Raw genomic sequence first — 19,406 nt, forward strand, 5'->3', positions numbered from 1 at the left:
TCGCAAAACGTATCATTCCGCCGCCTGAGCGCGCTGTTCCCACACCTGAAGTGCCTGAACTCGACTTGGAACAGCAATGCAGGGAAATTGACAGAACACATTGATATCGGCCAGACGGGTCGACGCGCGTACTACACGGCGATGAGGGCCGGAATATGCGAATGTCAGCATAGCTTCGACATCATGCCAGACTGTGTATGAAAAATAACAGCCTTGACGCACAAATACCTCGGCATGCAGGCACAGCGCGTCACCGCGTGCCTGCCGCAAGGATTGATGAGCGCGCCAGAAGAACTCGGGCCCGTGATACCATCGTTTAAGTGAAACTCCGCCGATCACTGCCAGCATGCTCTCCCCCATTTTGAGGAGATACGCAGGTTCGTGCAGATCAGATCAACTTGCCGCGTCGATAAAGGCGCGGATCAGCCCGGCATCCTTTACACCCGGAGAGCTTTCGACGCCGGATGAGACATCCACCTGCTGTGCGCCGGTCATTCGCACCGCTTCTGCGACATTGTCAGGGGTCAGACCTCCGGCCAGCATCCATGGCCTACGCCAGTATTTACGACCTGCCAGCAGGCGCCAATCAAAAGACAAACCGTTACCACCAGGCAGCTCCGCGTTTCGCGGTGGCTTTGCGTCGATCAACAGCTGATCCGCCACATCTGAATAGAGATCGACGGCCGCGAGGTCTTCGGCCTCGGCCACACCAATGGCCTTCATTACTGGCAGGCCGAAGTGGTCTCGCACTTGCTGCACACGCTCAGGACTTTCTTTGCCATGCAGTTGCAACATATCCAGAGGCACGATCGAAAGAATGTGATCCAAATCCTCGTCCGTCGCATTCACTGTCAGCGCCACCTTGGCGACGCCCGCAGGCACCTCCTGTGCCAATGTCGCAGCTGTCTGGGGCTCAACATGCCGCGGGGATTTGGGGAAAAACACAAAACCAACATAACCCGCGCCCGCATCCACAGCAGCGCGCACGTGGTCAGGGGCGGTCAGGCCGCAGATTTTAACTCGGATATCAGCGGGCATCGTAGGGCCTCAGCTTGCCTCATCCAGAATGGCCAGCACATCATCCTGACCTTCATTCTGCTTTTTCTTGAGCTTCTTAACTTCACGCTCAAGTTTGCGCACTTCGCCTTGCTTCACGGTCACATCCTTGCGGTGCTTATGCTCGCGCAGCCATTCCCACAGGAAGCCGATGACCAGGCCGGCAACAACCCCACCCAGCACGACCAGAAACAGCGGCAAGGAGGTTGACAGGTTGAACCCCAGCAACTCGGACAAAGCATCCGGCATAAGCTTAAGTTCAACAATTTGGCGATTGGCCAGCGAAACCGAGACCAGAACGATCCCCAATGCTGCCAGAAAAGCATAACGAATGTAGCGCATCATGAGGCTAGGCTTTACCGTTCAAACGGTCCCTTAGCAACTTGCCAGTTTTGAAAAATGGAACACATTTTTCTTCAACCTGCACAGTTTCACCGGTGCGGGGATTGCGGCCTACACGTGCGTCACGCTTTTTCACCGAAAACGCGCCGAAACCGCGCAGCTCTACGCGGTCGCCGCGTGCCATGGCGTCGGTCACTTCTTCAAAAACGGTATTCACGATCCGCTCGACGTCGCGTTGATAGAGATGCGGGTTTTCGTCGGCAATTTTCTGAATCAATTCTGAACGGATCATACGCAATACCCTCCCAGGCGGACGATGTGACAAGCCTATAGTTCTGACAGTATAGGAAAAAACCCGGATCGGGGGAACGGATACTCTGCCAGCAAAGGCGGCATTTTGCGACAATCTCACGCGAATTTTTGCCCGTTGGCCTGATTTCCACACTTCATGCGCGAACGATAGGCAAATTAAGCCGACTATTTGGAAGATATTGATTCGCAACAAAAACGGCCCCGCACCATGGTGCGAGGCCGAATTTCATGTTTGGGATACGCCCCGGACTTAGTCGCCCGACTTCAGTGCTGCACCCAGGATATCGCCCAGCGACGCGCCCGAGTCGGAAGAACCGTACTGTTCCACGGCCTCTTTCTCTTCGGCGATCTCGCGTGCCTTGATCGACAGGCCCAGACGGCGGGTCTTGCTGTCGACGTTGGTGACGCGGACGTCGACCTTGTCGCCGACCGAGAAACGCTCGGGGCGCTGCTCAGCACGGTCACGCGACAGGTCCGAACGACGGATGAACGACTTCATGCCTTCGTACTCGACCTCGATGCCGCCATCTTCGATCGCGGTCACTTCGACGGTGATGACCGAACCACGCTTCACGCCGCCCACGGCTTCGGCGAACTTGTCACCGCCCAGGGCTTTGATCGACAGCGAGATACGCTCTTTCTCAACGTCAACTTCCGAGACGACGGCCGAAACCATGTCGCCTTTGCGGTAGTTCTGGATCGCATCTTCGCCACGCTCGTCCCAGGACAGATCGGACAGGTGAACCATGCCGTCGATGTCGCCTTCGAGGCCAATGAACAGACCAAATTCGGTGATGTTCTTGACTTCGCCTTCGACCTCGGTGCCCTCGGGGTGTGTTTCTGCAAACACTTCCCATGGGTTGCGCTGAGTCTGCTTCAGGCCCAGAGACACGCGACGCTTGGCGCCGTCGATTTCCAGAACCATGACGTCGACTTCCTGGCTGGTCGAAACGATCTTGCCGGGGTGGACGTTTTTCTTGGTCCAGGACATCTCGGACACGTGCACCAGACCTTCGACACCGGCTTCCAGCTCGACGAACGCGCCGTAGTCGGTGATGTTGGTGACGCGACCCTGATGGACCGAGCCCAGCGGGTATTTCGCAGCAACCAGATCCCACGGATCTTCCTGCAGCTGCTTCATGCCCAGGCTGATGCGGTGGGTCTCTTTGTTGATCTTGATGACCTGAACCTTGATGGTTTCGCCGATCGTCAGGATCTCGGACGGGTGGTTCACACGGCGCCATGCCATGTCGGTGACGTGCAGCAGGCCGTCAACGCCGCCCAGATCAACGAATGCACCGTATTCGGTGATGTTTTTGACGACACCCTCGACGGTCTGACCTTCGGACAGGTTGCCGATGACTTCGGCACGCTGTTCGGCACGCGATTCTTCCAGGATGGCGCGACGCGAAACAACGATGTTGCCACGGCGGCGGTCCATTTTCAGAATCTGGAACGGCTGCTTCAGACCCATCAGCGGGCCAGCGTCGCGCACGGGGCGAACGTCAACCTGCGAGCCGGGCAGGAAGGCAACTGCGCCACCCAGATCGACGGTGAAGCCACCTTTGACGCGACCAAAGATTGCACCTTCGACGCGCTGGTCGTCGGCATATGCTTTTTCCAGACGGTCCCATGCCTCTTCACGGCGGGCCATCTCGCGCGAGATGACGGCTTCGCCACGGGCGTTTTCTGCGGCGCGCAGGTACACTTCGACCTCGTCGCCTACAGCGATTTCAGGGGCTTCGCCGGGATTTGCGAATTCTTTCAGATCAACGCGGCCTTCCATTTTGTAGCCTACGTCGATGATGGCTTGGCCGGCTTCGATCGCCAGAACCTTGCCTTTGACAACAGAACCCTCTTCGGGCGTGTCCATTTCGAAGCTTTCATTCAGGAGGGCTTCGAATTCCTCCATGGATGCGTTAGCCATGTGGCGTTGTTTTCCTTTACATAACGTTTTTGCTGGCCGAGCGGTTGTCTCCGCCGGTCTTGTTTCATGATGCCTGAATGCGTGATCCAGAACGCGCCCGAGCTAACAAACACAAAGGGCCGAGGTTTCCCGGCCCTGCTCAGATACGTCATCCGGACGTTAACCGCCCTTGTTCAGACAGCGCGCGTATAGGCGGATTCCGTGTCATGTGCAAGAGCAAAGCCCTTAAACACTGGCCAATCCCACAAAATCCGAACATCAGGTCCGGGCATCGAAGCAAACGCGATCCGATCCCCGGCCTTCTTTGTCAGTTCTGCCGAATGATACCATGCGGCGCTAGAACAGTTGCAGATCCTTCTTGCCGCTTTGAATCTCAGCGAGGTTTGGCATGTTCTCGATCACCACGGGTGCCGGTTTCGCGCCCGGCATTGCGACAGTCGGCTGCCCCATTGCGGCCTTGCCAAAGGCAGGCTTCTCCAACTCACCCCGGATATCTCTCAGCAGGGTTTTGTGATCCGGCATGGTCTTGAGGATCTGCGCAAGGTCCATTTTTGCCCCCTTCCACCACTGGAACCAAATCGGTTTCTTCAGCGGTCGCAGACGATCACGGATACCTTCGCCATACCCCGTATCATACACCTGTTTGCCCAGAAGAACCGTCTGATAGACGCGGAAATTGAACAGCGTCGCAAACTCGATATCGTGTTCCATCGGCAGACGATGCTGCCACAGCTCAAGGTTCTCGGCCAACCGATCCGGAATCTTCATCTCGGTGCGGGCGTCGATCCAATATTGATCATCGGTGCGGTTACCCAATCGGTAGTGCAGGCAGATAAAATCCAGTACCTCGTCATAAAGCTTGTTCATCTGCCGGTTATATCGGTTGCGCAGCGCGGGCTCGATATCGCGGGTCGGCAGATGCTCGGCAAACCAGCGGATCGCGTGATCGATCATGTGGATCGCGGTACTTTCAAGCGGTTCGATAAATCCACCAGACAAACCGATCGCCAAGCAGTTCTTAACCCAGGCATTGCGGACACGACCAACACGCATGGGGATCACGCGCGGTGTCAGCCCCTTGCCGCTGTCGCCCAACCACTCAAGATATTCGTCCGCCGCCTGATCATCGGTCCGATGCGCGGATGAATACACATATCCCGTACCTACACGATTGTAGAGCGGCACACGCCACGTCCAACCCGCACCAAGCGCGGTCGAGCGTGTAACGCTTTCGATCTTTTCGGGGTTAGGGTGCTCGATCTGCAAGGCCATGGCACGGTCGTTGGGCAAGTAGTCCGAGTAATCCATGAACGGCTCGCCCAACGCTTGATTGATGATCAACCCCCGGAAACCGGTGCAATCTATGACCATCTCAATGTCATGGCGTCCCTTGCGCTCTAACATCAGGTGGCTGACATTGCCCTGCTCGTCCAGTTCGACCGATTGCACCTCATCCTGAATATGCTCGACGCCGCGCTTGGCGCAGACCTTTGTCAGCATGCCCGCAAATTTCACGGCATCCAGATGATAGGCATAGCCAAACCGCTGTTCGAACTCAGGTGCACCCAACGGGCGCGCACCCTTGCACAACCGGGCCAGATCATCATGCGGTGAGATTGACTGCGTGAAATCCCGATCCCCGTTACCAAAACGCAGAAAATACTCGGCAGCCTCCAATCCCTCCAGCAATTGACCATGGGCAAACGGGTTTACGTAGTCGATCCGATTGCCCTTGGCGTCGTTGTTCCAATTGCAGAACTTAACTCCCAACTTGAACGATGCGTTGGTTTCGCGGAAGAAATCCCGCTCTGATATGCCCGCCTGACGGAGCGTGACTGGCATACGCGGCACCGTCGCTTCACCGACACCCACAGTCGAGATGTTGGGGCTTTCGATCAAGCAAATGCGTGGGCGATCCTTGGGTGCTGACGTGCGGGAGAACACCATGTCCAGGATGAGCGCAGTCATCCAACCTGCCGTACCACCACCCACGATGGTGATCTTACGCAAACGATTATTCATATTTTTTTGTCCCTGTTGGCTTGGGAATTATTAGCTGCTTCCCCCTTTTTTGAGTGTTGGGGATTTCGTAGCAGCTTTCCCTTATTTAGCTGTGGAAGGACTATAACAGCTTTCCAGCATCCAGCTAGAGCCTATGACGCCAAGGACCGCAGGCACATTCATCGTCAGATTTCTGGCTGCGCACCTGTTTTAGCGGAGTGTTAGATTTCCTCACCCTTTTTAAGTAGTTCTTCGATCAACTCACGCTGCAGATCATGGCTGTCGCCCCCTCCGAATTCCGCCGCGCCACCGGTGTACAATGTGCCATAGGTGTTGGCGATATTCACAGTCTGGGCCAGCCCCGAGATCAACTGATCCCTTTGCAACAGCGAAAGCGGGTGAATGAACGCAGCCCATAAGGTGCCATTTGCGATCGCATAACGCGCATCCAGCGTGCTGTCGAAATTTGCCTGCATCATCCGTTGCAAATCGGCTGGCGACAAATCCGCAGCACTGCCGATCGCGACCATCGCCCGCATGCGGTCAGCATTGGTATCGGTGACAACCAGCACCGTCACATCAGATATCGTCAACTCAAACCCCGGCCCGATCGGTTGCGCCTCGGGATCTAGCGCAAAGATGATTTTTCCCAGACGCTCGTAAGTCATTGGAGGTTCGGCCTCGGGCACCGGCGCGTCTGATTGCTGCGCAGCTACGCTACCTGCAAGAAAGAACAAAAACAGGGCTAGTCTGATCATGGGCAACTCCTACGGTTGTCCAACAAGCTTAGGCGGCCATCGGACAGGTGGCCAAACAAAGCTATGTGAACAGTTTTTGCAAAACGCTCTGATCTTTGGACGATCTGCAAAATCTCATGACCTATCTGCGATTACCCGTCCGAATAACCTTTTCTAACTTAGTTACATCGGCTTGGGGCGGACCCGAGCCTTGAACCAAAAAGGGAAAGGACCCCTACTATGAAATCGCTCGCACTTACTGCATTAGCCGCAACTCTGGCCCTGGCAGCTCCGGCTTTTGCCGCAGACGAAATCAACGTCTCCAAAGGCCTGTCGGCGGCTGGTGCACCCCTGGCAGCCCATGGCGTCGATCTGGTCGCGCTTGTCAACAATGGCAATCCGGTCGAAGGCTTCGCCAATCATTCGGCGACTTATGACGGCGCATCCTATTACTTCACCAGCGCGGAAAACCTTGAAGCGTTCGAGGCCAATCCGGCGGCTTACTTGCCCCAGCACGGTGGCTATTGTTCGTTCGGGGTGTCTGTTGGCAAAAAGTTCGACGGCGATCCGGATCAGTACCTGATCGCAGACGGCAAGCTGTATCTGTTCCTGAATGCTGATACCCGCGCTGCTTTCCTGAAAGACGTCACCGGCACCGCTAAAACCGCAGATGACCAGTGGACCAATATCAAGAGCATCGCAGTTGGTGAATTGTAACTGACGGACCCTTGTCCGCAGCCACTTCAGGCTGCGGGCAGGTTCTGTTCTATCGTTTCGAGCGCCCGTGCCAAAGCGGCCTCGATGCTCAGGTTTGACGTATCAAGCTGCACGGCGTCATCTGCAGGTTTCATCGGCGCAGTGTTGCGATCCGCGTCACGTGAGTCACGCTCTTTGACATCCGCAAGCACCTGTTCGCGTGACACGTCCGAACCTTTGGCCGAAAGCTCAAGATATCGCCGTTCCGCCCGGACTTCGGGACTGGCGGTGACAAACAGTTTGACCTCAGCGTTTGGGCAAATCACGGTTCCAATATCGCGCCCGTCCAGCACGGCGCCTCCGGCGCGACGGGCAAACGCCCGCTGAAAATCAACGAGTGCGCTTCGGACTTCAGGAATGACCGCAACTTTCGAGGCCGCTTGTGCGATCTCAGCCGTACGCAGATCGCCCTGCTGCAATTCTTCTGCTGTCAGGGACCCAGCCGCTGCAACCGGTTCGTCACCTTGCAGCATACGACGCCCCACTGCGCGATAGAGAAGACCGGTATCCAGATGCGCAAACCCGAAATGCGCAGCAACGCCCTTGGAAATCGTCCCCTTGCCCGCCGCCGCAGGGCCGTCGATAGCTACGGTGAATCTCATGTACGCTCGACCTTGGCACCGAGCGCGGCCATCAAAGGCGCAAAAATCGGGAACGACGTTGCGATCGGTCCGCCGTCATCCACCGAAACCGCCTTTTTAGCCCCCATCCCCATGACCATGAACGACATGGCAATGCGGTGGTCCAAAAAGCTTTCGCAGGTCCCACCACCGGGCACACCGCCGATGCCGAGACCGTCGACTGACCACCATTCGTCACCCTCGTCCACGGTCACACCGTTGGCGCGCAGGCCACGCGCCATCGCGTCGATCCGATCACTTTCCTTGACGCGCAGTTCTTTCACGCCGCCCATCATTGTTGTGCCCGTCGCATTTGCGGCCACAACAGACAGCACCGGGTATTCATCGATCATCGACGCCGCGCGCTCGGGCGGGACGTTGATCCCCTTCATGTTGGGCGAGTATTTTGCACGCAGATCGGCAACCGGCTCACCCCCTTCTTCGCGCTCGTTTTCGTAGTTCAGATCGGCACCCATTTCGCGCAGCGTGGTGAACAGGCCTGCGCGGGTCGGGTTCAGGCCGATACGGGGGACCAACACGTCCGAGCCCGGTGTGATCAGTGCGGCACAGACGGGGAAGGCCGCACTGGACGGGTCGCGCGGCACGGCGATGACTTGTGGCTTCAGCTCGGGCCGACCGGTCAGCGTGATAACGCGCCCTTCATCCGTGTCCTCGACCGTGATTTCGGCACCAAAGCCCGCAAGCATCCGTTCGGAATGATCGCGAGTCGCTTCTTTCTCAATCACGATGGTCTTGCCGGGGGCGTTAAGCCCTGCCAGCAGAACGGCGGATTTCACCTGCGCCGACGGCACAGGCACCTCATAGCGCACCGGGGTGGGGTCCGCAGCTCCGACAATGGTCATCGGCAGACGTCCACCGTCTCGGCCGACAGATTGCGTTCCGAACAGCGCCAGCGGATCGGTGACCCGCGCCATCGGACGTTTGTTCAGGCTCGCATCTCCGGTGAAGGTCGCTGTGATCGGAGAAGTCGCCATCGCCCCCATGATCAGGCGCACGCCAGTGCCCGAATTGCCACAATCGATTACCTGATCTGGTTCGGAAAAACCACCAACGCCTACGCCATGCACCGACCATTCGCCACCGCCATGATCCGTTACTTCGGCTCCAAAGGCACGCATGGCCTTAGCGGTGTCCAATACGTCCTCGCCTTCCAGCAGGCCCGATATCTTGGTTTCTCCCACAGCCATTGCCCCCAGGATCAGGGACCGGTGCGAGATCGACTTGTCCCCGGGCACCTCTGCGGTGCCTGTCAGCGGGCCGCAAGGCTGCGACGTCATCGGGGTGGGCGTGCCGTGTCCGGACATGGGGGCTCCTGTTTTCGCTATCAGTCCTCAGGCCGATTAGCGAATTGGGGCCAGTAGGTCCAGCAACAATCAGTCTTTGCGGCGGAAGGTCAGGTAATGGGGTGTACGGCCTTCGCGCAGCGCCTTCTGTTCGTAGCGCGTGGAAATCCAGTCATCCCACGGCTCACGCCAGTCGGCGGGGCGCTCGGCCAGCCATTCGAAGCCCGCCCGCGGCACCTCTTCCAGCGTTTGGCGCACATAGTCAGGGATGTCTGTTGCAACGCGAAAAATTGCGCCCGGCTTTAACGCGCGTGCCAAAGGCTCCAGATGTTCGGGTGTCACGAACCGGCGTCGGTGATGCCGGGTCTTAGGCCAGGGATCGGGATAGAGCAGAAAAGCGCGCGATATGCTGGCTTCTGGCAAAACGTCGAACAAGTCTCGCGCGTCCCCGGGATGTACCGCAAGGTTTTCAACACCGGCCTGACGGATTTTACCCAACAGCATCGCAACACCATTGATATAGGGTTCGGCTCCGATGATGCCGATATCTGGGTTTTGCTGAGCCTGATGCACCAGATGCTCGCCGCCGCCAAAGCCGACCTCAAGCCAGACAGGCTTGCCTCTGAATAGACCGTCGAGATCGAGCGGATCGCGTTCAGGATTACCGTCCCAATCCACCGCACCGGGGGACAAGGCAGCAAGATCTTCCGACAGATAAGTCTTTTGACTGGGCTTCAGGGTTTTGCCCTTAAAGCGGCCATAAAAATTTCTGCGCGGGCGTTGTGGGGTCTTTGTACTCATGGCGCAGCCCTTACTGCGGGGCTGAAATTGTTGCAAGTGGTCGCCGACTTGCAAAAAACGCGCCGAAACCAGCGCGTTTTTCTAATTGTTGATCAGACCGCCTGTTTCAGCGCGTCCACCAGATCGGTGCGCTCCCAGCTAAATCCGCCGTCCGCATCGGGTTCACGACCAAAGTGGCCATAAGCAGCGGTCCTCTGATAAATCGGCTTGTTGAGTTGCAGATGTTGGCGAATTCCGCGCGGAGTCAGGTCCATCACCTGCCCAACCGCCTTTTCGATCACTGCATCTGCAATCTGGCCGGTTCCGTGCGTGTCGGCGTAGATCGACAACGGTTTGGATACACCAATCGCATAGCTCAGCTGGATGGTGCAGCGCTCAGCCATGCCTGCGGCCACAACATTTTTAGCCAGATACCGCGCCGCATAAGCCGCCGAGCGGTCCACTTTGGTTGGGTCTTTGCCCGAGAATGCGCCACCACCGTGAGGTGCTGCACCGCCATAAGTGTCGACGATGATCTTGCGACCGGTCAGACCCGCATCACCATCCGGACCGCCGATGACGAACTTGCCGGTGGGATTCACGTGCCATTCGGTTTCGGCGGTCAGCCAGCCGTCAGGGAGGGTTTCACGGATATAGGGCTCGACAATGGCGCGAATATCACCCGAGGTCAGCGCCTCATCCATGTGCTGCGTCGACAGCACGATAGAGCTGACACCGACTGGCGTGCCGTCGCGATAGATAACAGACAACTGTGATTTTGCATCCGGGCCAAGGGCGGGTTCACTGCCATTTTTGCGAACTTCAGCGAGACGGCGAAGGATAGCATGCGAGTATTGGATCGGCGCAGGCATAAGCGCTGGCGTCTCGGTCGTGGCATAGCCGAACATGATGCCCTGATCGCCTGCACCTTCGTCTTTGTTATCGGCAGCATCCACGCCTTGCGCGATATGGGCCGACTGCTCGTGCAACAGGTTCGTCACTTCGACGGTTTCGTGGTGAAACTTGTCCTGCTCGTAGCCGATATCTTTGATACATGCCCGCGCGATATCGTCGATATGCGCCATATAATCATGCAGCTTGTCCTGATCCGACAGACCCACTTCACCGCCAATAACCACACGATCGGTAGTGGCAAATGTTTCACAGGCCACGCGGGCCTCGGGTTCTTCGCGCAGGAATGCGTCTAGTACTGCATCGGAAATACGATCGCAGACCTTATCCGGGTGCCCTTCGGAAACGGATTCCGAAGTAAAAATATAATTCTGTCGGGACATGAAAGTGCTCCATTAAGATTTCCCCACCACGTCAGGAAGCCGTTGTGGCAGGCGTGTGATCGAATACGCTTAGCGTTTGACAGGGTCAATCGGAAATTGGTCGTTTACGCGCCGGGCGTGCCGACATAGCAGCGCAAATAGCACCAACAAAGCTAAAAATACCGGACTGTCTCCAATTCGAGAATAAACGGTAGGGGCATGAGGACGCGGCAATTCGGCGTCGATAAACCCCGCCTGCCCAAGCGCCAGCGCCTCGGTGATCCGCCCCAATGGGCCAATCATTGCCGAAACTCCGGTATTGGCCGAGCGCAACATCGGTAGGCCTTGTTCGATTGCACGCATCTGCGCCTGGGCGAGGTGCTGATACGGGCCGGAACGCGTTCCGAACCAAGCGTCGTTTGTAATCTGCAAAAGAAAATCCGCACGATCCGGCGCGGATAAAATATCCTGCGTGAATACCGCCTCGTAGCAGATCAGCGGCAGCGCCTTGCCAAGCACGCCTACATCCATCAATGCGGCACCTGGCCCCGCGCTAAAGCCATTCCCTGTGGTTGCGGCCATCCCGTAGATACCGAACCGTGCCATCACTTCACCAAATGGCACATATTCCCCAAAGGGCACCAGGTGATGTTTATCGTATAGCCCGTCTTGCTGACCCTCCTCATTTAGATAGATCATCGAGTTATAGATCTGCTGCCCATCGGCACGCTGAATGCCCAGGACTACCGGGGCGCCCTGTGCCGCTTCGCCAATTGCTGAAAGATAGGGCTGCGCGCTGCCCAACCATGCCGGGACCGAGGTTTCTGGCCAGACGATTAGGTCCGGGCGGGGCTCGGCCGCTGTGAATTCAAGTTGGCGTGCGAAAAACACTGACGCATAGGCAGGATCCCATTTCTGGTCCTGGGGTGCATTGGGTTGAATCAGCCGCACGATATGACCAGAGGGCATGACAGGAGGTCGGTTCGCTGCATAGATCAAAGCCAATACCGCACAGCCTGCGGTCAACGCGATCGGTACAACGATGCCGCTTCGGGTACGATTGCTGAACAAGGCTGCGCCCAATGGCACTGTGGCAAGCAGTGTCAGCGCTCCCAATCCATAAGGGCCGACAAGTGACAGAGTCTGGGCAAATGGCGTATCCACCCAAATCTGCGCGATGCCTGCCCAAGGAAATCCGGTCAGAATGTAGCCACGCGCAAACTCGACCAGCGTCAGCGTTACAGACAGCAAAGCCCCCTGCAAGACGGGCGCTCCACCGATACGTTTCGAAACTCCGAAGGCCAACGCCCAGAACAAGGCCAACCCGCCCGACAAGAAGATCAGAGCAAAAGGGGCCATCCACGCATGGCGTTGGACATCAACCAGAAACGGCTCGATAATCCAGCTTAATGCGTGCGCAAAATAGCCCGTTGCGAAGACCCAACCCAGCAAAACCGCTCGGCGATTTGTCTCAGTGCTCAGATACAACGGAGCTATCAGCACCAGCGACAGCAAGCTTATTGGCCAATATCCCAATGGTGCCTGACCACTGGCCGCTGCGACACCCAACAGCGCCGCCAGCACCAACCGCAGCCAAAAGGGCCACCCCTCGGCAGGGTTCATGCAACAATATCCGGCAGCATGACACGCAACCGTTTTATGCGGCGCGGGTCTGCGTCAATGACCTCGAACTCGGGACCTTCGGGGTGGCATACAACCTCACCACGCGCCGGAACCCGCCCCGAGAGCATGAAGACCAAACCGCCCAATGTGTCGATCTCTTCTTCGTCTACATCTTCGTGGCTGGTCAGAGAGCGGCCAATCTCGGCCTCGAACTCTTCAAGTGGTACACGCGCCTGAACCACGTAGCAGCCGGGTTTCTCTTGTATCCATAGCTGATCTTCGTCGGCATCATGTTCGTCGGCGATTTCTCCGACAACCTGTTCAATCAGATCTTCGATAGTCAGCAAACCATCGACTCCACCGTATTCATCGATCACCAGAGCCATATGGCGACGTTCTGTCTGCATCTTAGTCAGCAAAACGCCAATTGGCATCGATGGTGGCACGAACAGCAATGTCCGCAGCATCGACCTCAGATCGAACTCGGAGGAGTTGCCGTTAAAGCCATGAGTCAGCGCAAAGTCCCTGAGATGCACAAACCCCAAGGGCGTATCCAAAGTGCCATCGTAAACCGGAATGCGTGACAAGCCGCTGTCGCGGAAAATCTGGACAAGTTCGTCTTTCGGGGTTGTCGAGGGGACCGATACGATTTCGGCTGTTGGGATCGCAACATCTTCGACCCGCATTCTGCGCAGGTTGATCATGCCCCTTGGCTGAGCGCTGACGACCTCTGCCCCGTTTAGCTGGCTGGTCTCTTCGCCCTGAGAAGAAAATACGTCGATGAGTCGAGAAAAAAGCCCGCCTCTCTCGTCGCTGTCATTGCTGCTGTTCTGAGAATGCGCGCCATGCGCCGCCCTAGAACTGCCGTCTGTTTCGCCCATTATCCTGTTCCAAATGATCGGGCAAAGGTGCCCATGTCATACATTATATGGGTCATCTATACCCAGTTTGCCAAGTATCTCGACCTCGACCCTTTCCATCAAAGTGGCGTCGAGGTCACGAATGTGATCATACCCCAGCAAATGTAGTGTACCGTGAACGATCAGATGCGTCACGTGATCGTCGGTGCTTTTGCCGGCTTCAGCTGCTTCGCGCGCGCAGGTGTCATACGAGATCGCAATGTCGCCCAGCACGATTTCGCCAGTAAAGTCAGGTTGCGGAGCCGGCGGAGTGTCTCCCGCCCGATCCGGGGCCAGTTCTTCGGCAGGCCAGCTGAGGACGTTGGTCGGCGTGGATTTTTCACGAAATTCAGCATTCAATTCAGCGATCCGTGCATCATCGCAGCCCAGCAAGCTGATTTCGCATTGATCCGCCTCAAGATCGCAATACTCCAGAACAGCAGCAATTGCGCGCGTGGCCAAAGGCTCCAGCCCGCGCCAGCGATCATCCTCAAGCGTGATTTCCAGATTCATACCTTTGGCTCCGAGCCCAGCTTCAATCGGCGCCTTGAAAGTTATCCGGTTTCGCGCCCCGCATCGGCCTCATACGCCTCGATAATGGCGGCGACAAGCGGATGGCGGACGACATCTTTCGAGGTGAAATAGTTGAAGCTGATATTCGGGATCGTTTTCAGCAACCGTTCGGCATCCTTGAGACCCGATTGCACACCGCGCGGCAGGTCAACCTGAGACCGGTCGCCGGTGATAACCATCCGACTACCTTCACCAAGCCGGGTCAGGAACATCTTCATCTGCATCGTTGTGGCATTCTGCGCCTCGTCCAGCACCACAAATGCATTTGCCAGCGTACGACCGCGCATGAAGGCAAGCGGAGCAATCTCGATCCGCTTTTCTTCGATCAGCTTGGCAAGTTGTTTTCCGGGCAGGAAATCATTCAGCGCGTCATAAAGCGGCTGCATGTAGGGATCGACCTTATCCTTCATGTCACCGGGCAGGTAACCGAGCTTTTCACCGGCCTCGACCGCCGGACGGCTGAGAATGATGCGGTCAACGTGCCCGCCAATGAACATGGACACCCCGGCCGCAACGGCCAGATAGGTTTTGCCGGTGCCCGCGGGACCAATGCCAAAGGCCAGTTCGTTGTTGAACAGCGACTGCACATATGCCTTCTGGGCTTCGGTGCGCGGCTCGACCAGTTTTTTGCGTGTCTTGATCTCGACCGTGCCACCCTTGAACATCTCAAGCTGGTCACCATCGCGCGTGCCAGTTCCGACCTCGGAATTGCCCATGCGCAACTCGCGGTCGACATCTGCGGCTTCCACATCACGCCCACCTTCGAGCCGTGTATAGAGGGCCTGTAGAACCTCAATCGCCTGCTTTTGCGAATCCTCGTCGCCTAGCACGACAAGCTGATTGCCGCGTCGCACAATCTGCACCGAGAGCTTCTGTTCGATATCGGTCAGGTTGCGGTCATATTCACCGCATAAATCGATCAATAATCTGTTGTCGGGGAATTCAACAAGCGCCTCACGCTGGGGCATGTCATCTTGCGGTGGGGTCAGGGCACCGATGGCCAATCCGTTCTCCTGTCTTGGCGTTTCATCTTGAGCGTAGACAAACTGTAGAGGTAGACGCAAGCGGCAGTTTCAAAATTTGCACACCGCATGACAAATGCGCCGATGAACGCTGAAACAGCCATCTATGAACGCCAATCGCACGGGTATCAGAATGTATAATTCAACCCGATCCGTAGTCCGCGATAGCTTGGCGTCGATTTGGTCGAGAATGACGGACCCAGTTCGACCGTTTTTGATTCGAACTGCAGATACTCGATCTCGCCGGTGATCGACCAATTTTCGTTCAGTTTGTGTTCAGCGCCCAAGCTGGCCGAGAAACCTTGTCGGCGGTCCTCGCTCTCAAATCGGCTTGTCCCGCTTGCATCAGTTAGTGAACCTGACGTGGTGATATCGCCGCGGACATAACCCACAGTCACGAAATAGAGGACACTGCCGCTGCGGTTCGTCAGCCCGTTCCGCAAGCGGATGGACAAAACATCCGATATCGCGGATCTGCCGCTGACCTCTGCCCCGCCGGATCGGGACGAGGTGATGTCATCGAGCGTGCCAAAGTCATAGCCGACTTCCAGCCCATACACATAGTCGCGCCCACCTCTGGCTGGCAGAATACCGCGCCAGCCACCGCGAAAACCTGCGAAATTTCCGCTTGGCTTAAGGTCGCCCGCAGCAAACGTGTCTCCGTCGTTCACGCGCAGGCCAAACTCGTCCGAACCGCCCGAGGCATGTCCGGCGCTGACCCCCAGATAGAACGCATTGACGTCGCGCGCGAAACGCTGAGACGAGATTACGTCGGGCTCAGTGAGTTCCCCGACGACATCGCCGGCCAAAGTCGGGGCAGCGCAAGATAGCAACACGACAGTCGCCGACAAAACACGGGAAAGGTTTACACTCGGAAAACGTATCCAGCTCACTACTCGTACCCTCCGCAAAGGCGGGCCTTCAGGCGGGGTCGATGAGTTTGTCGACACCCAAAATTTGGCCCAGAAAAATCTAGCCTTCCTCGGAACATAGTTCCAAGCCATAAATCAAGGGTTAAATTTCAAGGCGAAAACCCTTTGCGGGCCAGCCACAAGGGATCAGACCAACTCACCACCCAGCGAGTTCGCGCCAGACGATTTTATCCTTACCTTACGTAAGTCGCCGCTCGCGATATCAGCGTCCGCGACGTGAACCGCATGCAGATACTCGGATTTTCCAACCATCTGGCCCGGTTGCCGCCCAGGCTTTTCAAACAGGACATTAACAGTCCTTTCGACCATCGAGTCCTGAATCTTGCGCTGGTGGCGCGTGATCAACCCTTGCAAGCGCTGCAGGCGTTCATCCGCCACTTCGGCCTCGACCTGTGGCCGTTCTGCTGCAGGTGTGCCGGGTCGCGTCGAGTATTTGAAGGAATAGGCGTAGCCGTATTTGACCTCTTCGACCAAATCCAGAGTAGCCTGAAAATCCTCTTCCGTTTCTTCCGGGAAGCCCACGATGAAATCGCCGGACATCAGAATATCGGGGCGCGCTTCTCGGATACGCTCGATCAATCGCAGATAGCTTTCAGCCGTATGGCTGCGGTTCATCCGCTTCAGAATTTTGTCCGACCCCGACTGCACCGGCAAATGCAGATATGGCATCAACTTCTCACAGGTGCCATGCGCTTCGATCAGCGCATCATCCATGTCGTTCGGGTGCGAGGTGGTAAAGCGTATGCGCTCTAGCCCGTCGACCTTGTTCAATTCCCAGATCAGACCGGCAAGGGTCATGTCTCCGTCCGGTCCAGCCCCGTGATAGGCATTTACGTTCTGCCCCAGCAGCGTGATCTCACGCACACCGCGTTCAACCAGATCGCGGGCCTCACGCAGGATGCGATCTGCCGGGCGGCTGACCTCGGCCCCGCGTGTATAGGGCACAACGCAGAAGGCACAGAACTTGTCACACCCCTCCTGCACGGTCAGGAATGCCGTCGGTCCGCGCTTGGCCTTGGGGCGGTTCTCGAGCTTTTCGAATTTGTCTTCTTCGGGGAACTCGGTATCCAGCGCCTTTTCACCCGCGCGCGTCTTCGCCTCCATCTCGGGCAGGCGATGATAGCTTTGCGGCCCCACCACCAGATCGACAAGCGGCTGGCGGCGGATGATTTCCTCGCCTTCGGCCTGAGCGACGCAACCTGCGACACCGATTTTAAGTTCCGGCTTTTCCGCCTTGAGGCCCTTGAAACGGCCCAGTTCGGAATAGACTTTCTCAGCTGCCTTTTCTCGTATGTGGCAGGTATTGAGCAGGATCATATCCGCATCATCGGGCGATTTGGTCTCGACATAGCCCTGTCCGCCCAGCGCTTCGGCCATGCGTTCGCTGTCATAGACGTTCATCTGACAGCCATAGGTCTTGATAAACAGCTTTTTCGGTTCAGACATGGGTTGGCCTTTGCAGTCGCTGGGTCGGCGTCGTCTATACGTATCGAACGCCGCTTGCAATGCTGGCGCAATTACCCGAATTTGGCGGGAATTTCCAGCAAGGCGGCAACGAAACCAACGATGCAGTACGAATCCCTTGATCACCTTCTGAAATCCGATCGGTCGATCCTGAGCAAGGGACCCGTGGCACTGATATTTGCCGAAGATGATGTCGAGCTAGAAGGGACGCTGCACCATCATTTGAAGCTGGGGTTCAAATCCGTGATCACATTCCTGCCCCAGGAATTCACGCTGGATGAAGCGCTGGGGGAAAGGGTTCATCGAGTGACGATGACCTGCGCGCCCAGAACCGTCGTATTTGAGGCCGTCAATCGGATCATTCAGGCGGCTCAAGGCACGTGGGTATACTACTGCTACAACTCTGAATATCTGTTCTACCCTTTCTGCGAGACCCGCTCGGTCGGAGAGTTGCTGGCCTTCCATTCTGAAGAACGGCGCCAGGCCATGCTGACCCATGTGATCGATCTTTATGCGAATGATCTGACGGCCTATCCAAACGGAGTGGCCCCCGACCACGCAATGCTGGACAAGACCGGATACTACGCCCACACGCGGCATGACGCATCTGGCAAGCCGCTAGAGCGGCAACTGGATATGTCCGGTGGTCTGCGTTGGCGGTTCGAAGATCATATCCCGTATGAACGACGCCGTATCGATCGGATTTCGCTGTTCAAAGCAAAAGCCGATCTGAAACTTCTGCCTGATCACACTTTCAATGAGCCGGAATACAACACCTATGCCTGCCCGTGGCACAACAACCTGACCGCCGCGATCTGTTCGTTCCGGGCGGCCAAAGCATTGAAGACGAACGCCGGATCGACGTTTGATATCTCCAACTTCTGCTGGAACCACTCAACTCCGTTCGAGTGGGATTCGCGCCAATTGCTGGATCTGGGCCTGATCGAATCGGGCCAGTGGTTCTAGGTTCTAACGCTGTAGCAGAACTGGGAACCAGTCCTCGCGCAGCCTTTGCCCAGGCACCATTTCATGTCCCGGAAATGGCGGCGAAGTCCGGCCTGGACGCTCGACATAACGTGCATCATCACCAACCAATCGCAGCGAAAATGCCCTGCGTCGGCTATCGGAAGTATTGCCTCGGGCCCCGTGTAGCGTGCGATAGTTGAAGGCCACTGCATCACCGGGCTCCATTTCAAATTCTACAATCTTCATCCTTTCGGCATCTGGGTCCGGAATCGGCATGTACTGGCCCTCGTCAGGGAAGAAACCTTCTTCCGAGACCCAGCGGGTAGGTAGCACTTCTTTTTCCCAGCGGTGCGAACCGGCAACGCAGCGCAAGGTCGCTTGTTTCACCGGATCCAACGGTGACCAGAAGCTGATATTCTGTTGACCATCCACAAAATAGTATGGCCCATCCTGATGCCACGGCGTTGCCATCGAGGTTCCGGGTTCCTTCACCAGAACATGGTCATGGAACATCTGCACAGATTGCGACTGCATGAGGTCGGCCGCTACTTCAGCAGCAGGAGATTTTTCGATCACTTCACGAAACTGCGGGATACGGGACCAGTTGCAATAGTCGTCAAAAAAACGGCCGGTTTCGCCATCTTTCCTGTTCTCCGAAGCATAAGGACCCGGCTCGGCCATATTCGCGGCAACCCCGGCCCGTAGGGTTTCAATATGATCGGCGAACAGGCCTTTAATCAACACAACGCCGTCCGTCTGGAAGTTGTCGATCATGGCCTGAGAAACAAGAGGGTGAGTCATTGCGGTCTCCTTAGATT

The 19,406-nt window shown here is 56.8% G+C and carries 20 protein-coding genes and 1 riboswitch; of the genes, 2 read left to right on the top strand and 18 right to left on the bottom strand.

Going from position 1 to position 19,406, the window contains the following annotated elements; all coding sequences use genetic code 11:
• Positions 1 to 12 precede the first annotated feature (12 nt).
• From ACR0BI_RS07690 to ACR0BI_RS07720, 7 genes are all read right to left on the bottom strand, one after another.
• Positions 13 to 348, bottom strand: a complete 336-nt coding sequence (locus tag ACR0BI_RS07690; RefSeq protein ID WP_170424385.1) for a hypothetical protein — start codon at positions 346 to 348, stop codon at positions 13 to 15.
• Between the two features lie 45 nt (positions 349 to 393).
• Complete coding sequence (locus tag ACR0BI_RS07695) at positions 394 to 1,038, bottom strand: phosphoribosylanthranilate isomerase (protein ID WP_480561132.1); 645 nt, start codon at positions 1,036 to 1,038, stop codon at positions 394 to 396.
• 9 nt (positions 1,039 to 1,047) lie between these two features.
• A complete protein-coding gene (locus tag ACR0BI_RS07700) occupies positions 1,048 to 1,398 on the bottom strand; it encodes a LapA family protein (protein ID WP_170397774.1) in 351 nt (116 codons plus the stop codon).
• A gap of 7 nt (positions 1,399 to 1,405) precedes the next feature.
• Positions 1,406 to 1,690: an integration host factor subunit beta gene (gene ihfB / locus ACR0BI_RS07705; RefSeq protein WP_050603110.1), complete on the bottom strand. Its 285-nt coding sequence runs from the start codon at positions 1,688 to 1,690 to the stop codon at positions 1,406 to 1,408.
• Between the two features lie 270 nt (positions 1,691 to 1,960).
• Positions 1,961 to 3,637 carry a 30S ribosomal protein S1 gene (gene rpsA / locus ACR0BI_RS07710; RefSeq protein WP_039532111.1) on the bottom strand — a complete coding sequence of 559 codons (1,677 nt, stop codon included), beginning with the start codon at positions 3,635 to 3,637 and terminating at the stop codon, positions 1,961 to 1,963.
• Positions 3,638 to 3,973: 336 nt separating this feature from the next.
• The gene (locus ACR0BI_RS07715; RefSeq protein WP_170404526.1) at positions 3,974 to 5,659 is read right to left on the bottom strand and encodes a tryptophan halogenase family protein; all 1,686 of its coding nucleotides are present in this window, start codon (positions 5,657 to 5,659) and stop codon (positions 3,974 to 3,976) included.
• Between the two features lie 200 nt (positions 5,660 to 5,859).
• A complete protein-coding gene (locus ACR0BI_RS07720) occupies positions 5,860 to 6,396 on the bottom strand; it encodes a hypothetical protein (protein ID WP_170397520.1) in 537 nt (178 codons plus the stop codon).
• Between the two features lie 219 nt (positions 6,397 to 6,615).
• On the opposite strand from ACR0BI_RS07720, the gene ACR0BI_RS07725 reads away from it, so the two are divergent.
• Entirely contained in the window at positions 6,616 to 7,092 is a 477-nt protein-coding gene (locus ACR0BI_RS07725) for a YHS domain-containing (seleno)protein (protein WP_170424393.1), read from the top strand.
• A 26-nt stretch (positions 7,093 to 7,118) separates the two neighbouring features.
• Here ACR0BI_RS07725 and cmk read toward each other — a convergent pair whose 3' ends face one another.
• From cmk to miaB, 10 genes are all read right to left on the bottom strand, one after another.
• Positions 7,119 to 7,733 (bottom strand): (d)CMP kinase, encoded by a 615-nt coding sequence (cmk, locus tag ACR0BI_RS07730; RefSeq protein ID WP_170397526.1) that lies wholly within the window; start codon positions 7,731 to 7,733, stop codon positions 7,119 to 7,121.
• Positions 7,730 to 9,076: a 3-phosphoshikimate 1-carboxyvinyltransferase gene (aroA, locus tag ACR0BI_RS07735; RefSeq protein WP_480561129.1), complete on the bottom strand. Its 1,347-nt coding sequence runs from the start codon at positions 9,074 to 9,076 to the stop codon at positions 7,730 to 7,732. The genes cmk and aroA overlap by 4 nt, the downstream gene beginning before the upstream one ends.
• 69 nt (positions 9,077 to 9,145) lie before the next feature.
• Positions 9,146 to 9,856 carry a tRNA (guanosine(46)-N7)-methyltransferase TrmB gene (gene trmB, locus ACR0BI_RS07740; RefSeq protein ID WP_170511316.1) on the bottom strand — a complete coding sequence of 237 codons (711 nt, stop codon included), beginning with the start codon at positions 9,854 to 9,856 and terminating at the stop codon, positions 9,146 to 9,148.
• Between the two features lie 92 nt (positions 9,857 to 9,948).
• Positions 9,949 to 11,130 (bottom strand): methionine adenosyltransferase, encoded by a 1,182-nt coding sequence (gene metK / locus ACR0BI_RS07745; protein ID WP_480561127.1) that lies wholly within the window; start codon positions 11,128 to 11,130, stop codon positions 9,949 to 9,951.
• A gap of 5 nt (positions 11,131 to 11,135) precedes the next feature.
• A riboswitch (SAM-SAH riboswitch) is annotated at positions 11,136 to 11,184 on the bottom strand.
• Positions 11,185 to 11,199: 15 nt separating this feature from the next.
• Positions 11,200 to 12,732: an apolipoprotein N-acyltransferase gene (lnt, locus tag ACR0BI_RS07750; protein ID WP_480561125.1), complete on the bottom strand. Its 1,533-nt coding sequence runs from the start codon at positions 12,730 to 12,732 to the stop codon at positions 11,200 to 11,202.
• Complete coding sequence (locus tag ACR0BI_RS07755) at positions 12,729 to 13,613, bottom strand: hemolysin family protein (RefSeq protein ID WP_170397541.1); 885 nt, start codon at positions 13,611 to 13,613, stop codon at positions 12,729 to 12,731. The genes lnt and ACR0BI_RS07755 overlap by 4 nt, the downstream gene beginning before the upstream one ends.
• Positions 13,614 to 13,649: 36 nt before the next feature.
• Positions 13,650 to 14,144: an rRNA maturation RNase YbeY gene (ybeY, locus tag ACR0BI_RS07760; RefSeq protein WP_170404552.1), complete on the bottom strand. Its 495-nt coding sequence runs from the start codon at positions 14,142 to 14,144 to the stop codon at positions 13,650 to 13,652.
• 41 nt (positions 14,145 to 14,185) lie between these two features.
• The gene (locus ACR0BI_RS07765) at positions 14,186 to 15,208 is read right to left on the bottom strand and encodes a PhoH family protein (RefSeq protein WP_480561123.1); all 1,023 of its coding nucleotides are present in this window, start codon (positions 15,206 to 15,208) and stop codon (positions 14,186 to 14,188) included.
• 146 nt (positions 15,209 to 15,354) lie between these two features.
• On the bottom strand, positions 15,355 to 16,119 hold the full coding sequence (locus ACR0BI_RS07770; protein ID WP_480561121.1) for an outer membrane protein: 765 nt from the start codon (positions 16,117 to 16,119) through the stop codon (positions 15,355 to 15,357).
• A 165-nt stretch (positions 16,120 to 16,284) separates the two neighbouring features.
• Positions 16,285 to 17,604 (bottom strand): tRNA (N6-isopentenyl adenosine(37)-C2)-methylthiotransferase MiaB, encoded by a 1,320-nt coding sequence (gene miaB / locus ACR0BI_RS07775; RefSeq protein ID WP_170397564.1) that lies wholly within the window; start codon positions 17,602 to 17,604, stop codon positions 16,285 to 16,287.
• A 120-nt stretch (positions 17,605 to 17,724) separates the two neighbouring features.
• Between miaB and ACR0BI_RS07780 the strand changes: the two genes are divergently transcribed.
• The gene (locus ACR0BI_RS07780) at positions 17,725 to 18,588 is read left to right on the top strand and encodes a hypothetical protein (RefSeq protein ID WP_170397568.1); all 864 of its coding nucleotides are present in this window, start codon (positions 17,725 to 17,727) and stop codon (positions 18,586 to 18,588) included.
• A 3-nt stretch (positions 18,589 to 18,591) separates the two neighbouring features.
• On the opposite strand, the gene ACR0BI_RS07785 is transcribed toward ACR0BI_RS07780, so the two are convergent.
• A complete protein-coding gene (locus tag ACR0BI_RS07785) occupies positions 18,592 to 19,389 on the bottom strand; it encodes a phytanoyl-CoA dioxygenase family protein (RefSeq protein WP_480561119.1) in 798 nt (265 codons plus the stop codon).
• Positions 19,390 to 19,406: the final 17 nt, after the last annotated feature.

The organism is Ruegeria sp. E5, assembly GCF_056534105.1.

Excerpts from the sequence above, each read along its gene's own strand:
- ACR0BI_RS07690 (WP_170424385.1), bottom strand. The coding sequence starts at position 348 with ATGCTGGCAGTGATCGGCGGAGTTTCACTTAAACGATGGTATCACGGG.
- ACR0BI_RS07695 (WP_480561132.1), bottom strand. The coding sequence starts at position 1,038 with ATGCCCGCTGATATCCGAGTTAAAATCTGCGGCCTGACCGCCCCTGAC.
- ACR0BI_RS07700 (WP_170397774.1), bottom strand. The coding sequence starts at position 1,398 with ATGCGCTACATTCGTTATGCTTTTCTGGCAGCATTGGGGATCGTTCTG.
- ihfB (WP_050603110.1), bottom strand. The coding sequence starts at position 1,690 with ATGATCCGTTCAGAATTGATTCAGAAAATTGCCGACGAAAACCCGCAT.
- rpsA (WP_039532111.1), bottom strand. The coding sequence starts at position 3,637 with ATGGCTAACGCATCCATGGAGGAATTCGAAGCCCTCCTGAATGAAAGC.
- ACR0BI_RS07715 (WP_170404526.1), bottom strand. The coding sequence starts at position 5,659 with ATGAATAATCGTTTGCGTAAGATCACCATCGTGGGTGGTGGTACGGCA.
- ACR0BI_RS07720 (WP_170397520.1), bottom strand. The coding sequence starts at position 6,396 with ATGATCAGACTAGCCCTGTTTTTGTTCTTTCTTGCAGGTAGCGTAGCT.
- ACR0BI_RS07725 (WP_170424393.1), top strand. The coding sequence starts at position 6,616 with ATGAAATCGCTCGCACTTACTGCATTAGCCGCAACTCTGGCCCTGGCA.
- cmk (WP_170397526.1), bottom strand. The coding sequence starts at position 7,733 with ATGAGATTCACCGTAGCTATCGACGGCCCTGCGGCGGCGGGCAAGGGG.
- aroA (WP_480561129.1), bottom strand. The coding sequence starts at position 9,076 with ATGTCCGGACACGGCACGCCCACCCCGATGACGTCGCAGCCTTGCGGC.
- trmB (WP_170511316.1), bottom strand. The coding sequence starts at position 9,856 with ATGAGTACAAAGACCCCACAACGCCCGCGCAGAAATTTTTATGGCCGC.
- metK (WP_480561127.1), bottom strand. The coding sequence starts at position 11,130 with ATGTCCCGACAGAATTATATTTTTACTTCGGAATCCGTTTCCGAAGGG.
- lnt (WP_480561125.1), bottom strand. The coding sequence starts at position 12,732 with ATGAACCCTGCCGAGGGGTGGCCCTTTTGGCTGCGGTTGGTGCTGGCG.
- ACR0BI_RS07755 (WP_170397541.1), bottom strand. The coding sequence starts at position 13,613 with ATGGGCGAAACAGACGGCAGTTCTAGGGCGGCGCATGGCGCGCATTCT.
- ybeY (WP_170404552.1), bottom strand. The coding sequence starts at position 14,144 with ATGAATCTGGAAATCACGCTTGAGGATGATCGCTGGCGCGGGCTGGAG.
- miaB (WP_170397564.1), bottom strand. The coding sequence starts at position 17,604 with ATGTCTGAACCGAAAAAGCTGTTTATCAAGACCTATGGCTGTCAGATG.
- ACR0BI_RS07780 (WP_170397568.1), top strand. The coding sequence starts at position 17,725 with ATGCAGTACGAATCCCTTGATCACCTTCTGAAATCCGATCGGTCGATC.
- ACR0BI_RS07785 (WP_480561119.1), bottom strand. The coding sequence starts at position 19,389 with ATGACTCACCCTCTTGTTTCTCAGGCCATGATCGACAACTTCCAGACG.